General features: G+C 62.9%; 3 protein-coding genes. 1 reads left to right on the forward strand and 2 read right to left on the reverse strand.

The genetic code is table 11. The annotated features are described in order from the left end of the window. Positions 1–25: 25 nt before the first annotated feature. Both pdxH and ABYB95_RS22145 read right to left on the reverse strand, forming a co-directional pair. Positions 26–661 (reverse strand): pyridoxamine 5'-phosphate oxidase, encoded by a 636-nt coding sequence (pdxH, locus tag ABYB95_RS22140; protein ID WP_372662067.1) that lies wholly within the window; start codon positions 659–661, stop codon positions 26–28. A 44-nt stretch (positions 662–705) separates the two neighbouring features. Next, positions 706–1,260 (reverse strand): gamma-glutamylcyclotransferase, encoded by a 555-nt coding sequence (locus tag ABYB95_RS22145; protein ID WP_372662073.1) that lies wholly within the window; start codon positions 1,258–1,260, stop codon positions 706–708. Positions 1,261–1,430: 170 nt separating this feature from the next. On the opposite strand from ABYB95_RS22145, the gene ABYB95_RS22150 reads away from it, so the two are divergent. Further along, positions 1,431–1,967, forward strand: a complete 537-nt coding sequence (locus ABYB95_RS22150; RefSeq protein WP_372662070.1) for an OmpA family protein — start codon at positions 1,431–1,433, stop codon at positions 1,965–1,967. The last annotated feature ends 220 nt before the right edge of the window (positions 1,968–2,187 follow it).

Consider the following 2,187-nt stretch of genomic DNA (forward strand, 5'->3'; position numbering starts at 1 on the left):
AGCCGGTCACGCCACAGCAGCGTGTTCAAGGCGCCAGCCGCTCCCGCAACCACCCACCATCCCCTCGCAAGGTGTAGCGCAGGCGGTCGTGCAGCCGGCTCTTGCGCCCCTGCCAGAACTGCCAGTTGTCGGGCTTGAGGCGGTAGCCGCCCCAGTGTGGCGGGCGCGGCGGCTGTAGCAGGAATTTGGCGCCGAATTTGGCGGCGTTGGTCACCAGCACGGCGCGGCTGTCGATCACTTCGCTTTGTGGGCTGGCCCAGGCGCCAATGCGGCTGTCGAGCGGGCGGCTGTGGAAGTAGGCGTCGCTTTCTTCGTCGCTCACTTTTTCCACCACGCCTTCGATGCGCACCACGCGCTCCAGCTCCACCCAATGGAACTGGAGCGCGGCAAACGGGTTGCCCGCCAGTTCCTGGCCCTTGCGGCTGGCGTAATTGGTGTACCAGACGATGCCGCGTTCATCAAAGCCTTTGACGAGCACGATGCGGGTGCTGGGGCGCAGGTCGGAACCCACGGTGGCCAAGGTCATGGCATTGGGTTCGGGCACTTCGCCTTGAATGGCTTCTTGCAGCCATTGTTCGAATTGCCGCATGGGGTCGGCGTGGGAGGCCGATTCGCTGAGTTCGGCTTTTTCGTAACTTTTGCGCAGGTCGGCGATGTTCATGCGCGCAAGTATAGAAGTGCCGTTGCGCTGGGCGCCGTGTGGCGTTACTCCGCCAGTTGCAGCAGCCTGGCCAGGGCGCGGTCTTCGATGCCGTGCGCCCGCAGCCCGTGCAGCGTTTGGCGTGCGTAGTCCAGCGTGCTGCCGTAGCGCCCGCAGGAAGTGGAAAAGATCTGCCGGTACTGCTCGTCGCTCAAGGTGCCGGTGTAGTTGGGGCTGCGCCGCGACAGCGTGAACGCCAGCGCCTGCACCGGCCCCTGCGCGGTCTGGCAGTGCAGCCACTTGGGGTCGTACACCGGGTTGGGCATTTCACGCGCCCACAGGCTGGGCATCAGCGCTTCCACCTGCTGGTGCGGCACGCGCAAGGCCAGGCCGGTGCAGCTACCGCCGTTGATCAGGGCGAACACCAGGCCTGGGCACTGCGGTGTGCCCCGGTTGACCCGGCTCCACATCTTCAGGCTGCGGTGGTAGCCCTGCACCTGGGCGGGGCGGCGCTCGGTTGCCTCAAAGTCGGGGCGCCAGACCAGCGAGGCGTAGGCAAATATCCACAAATCGGGTTCTGGTCCCTGGGCCCGCCACTGCGCCAGCGTCTGGGCCATCATCTGCGCACCGTCGCGCGCGGGGTACACCCGCTTACCTTGAGCGGGTGAGCGATTCAGGCAAGAGGCATGTTCTGGCATTTACAATTGGGCAAGCGGTATTGCAGTTCTTTGGTACTCATTTTTGCCGTGGCTTCTGTCACAGCCCCAGTTCATTTTCTACGGAGTTTCCCATGTCTTCCAACAACGAAGAACCCGACCACAGCATCGTTGCTGCGGTGCTCATCACCATCGTTTTGCTGACCATCGGTCTGACGGCAGGCGTGGGCCTTCACAGCGTGCGCGCCAATGCGGGAAAAAGCACCGGTGTCAGCACCGCCATGGCCGCAGCGGAACCGGCTGCGTCTGCCAGCACGACCGCCAACACCAGTGCCAGCGCAGACGCCAGTGTGGTGGTGGAAAACGGCGTGGTTCGGTTTTATTTTGCGTCGGGCAATGCCGATCTGGCGTCGGGCGCACTCGATGCGCTGGGCGACGCCATCGCGGCCGCCACCTCGGGCAAGCGTTTGGTGATCTCGGGCTTCCACGATGCCACGGGTGACCCGGTGATGAACGCCGATCTGGCCAAGCGCCGGGCCATGGCGGTGCGTGACGTGCTGCTGGGTGCGGGCGTGAACGACGACCATGTGGAGTTGAAGAAGCCCGAAGTGGCCACGGGCAGTGGCAACGACGCCGAAGCGCGCCGGGTGGAAGTGGTGGTGACCGAATAAGGGTCTTTGCCCAAGTCTTCCCCATGAAAAAACCCGGCTAGGCCGGGTTTTTTCATGGGGAAACAGGATGCAGAAGCGCTTCAGCGCAGGCCTTGTCCGTCCTGCGACTCCAGGCGCTGGATCAATTCGATCTTGTAGCTGATTTCTGTGCTTGTTGTCATCTTTAAAAATCTTATAAATCAATAACTTACATATTGTTCGGTGCTTGAGGAACGCTTCA

It is taken from the genome of Hydrogenophaga sp., assembly GCF_041633695.1.
Lineage (GTDB): Bacteria > Pseudomonadota > Gammaproteobacteria > Burkholderiales > Burkholderiaceae_C > Hydrogenophaga.

Bases quoted from the DNA above. Each gene is read 5' to 3' on its own strand.
- pdxH (WP_372662067.1), bottom strand. From the start codon at position 661: ATGAACATCGCCGACCTGCGCAAAAGTTACGAAAAAGCCGAACTCAGC.
- ABYB95_RS22145 (WP_372662073.1), bottom strand. From the start codon at position 1,260: ATGATGGCCCAGACGCTGGCGCAGTGGCGGGCCCAGGGACCAGAACCC.
- ABYB95_RS22150 (WP_372662070.1), top strand. From the start codon at position 1,431: ATGTCTTCCAACAACGAAGAACCCGACCACAGCATCGTTGCTGCGGTG.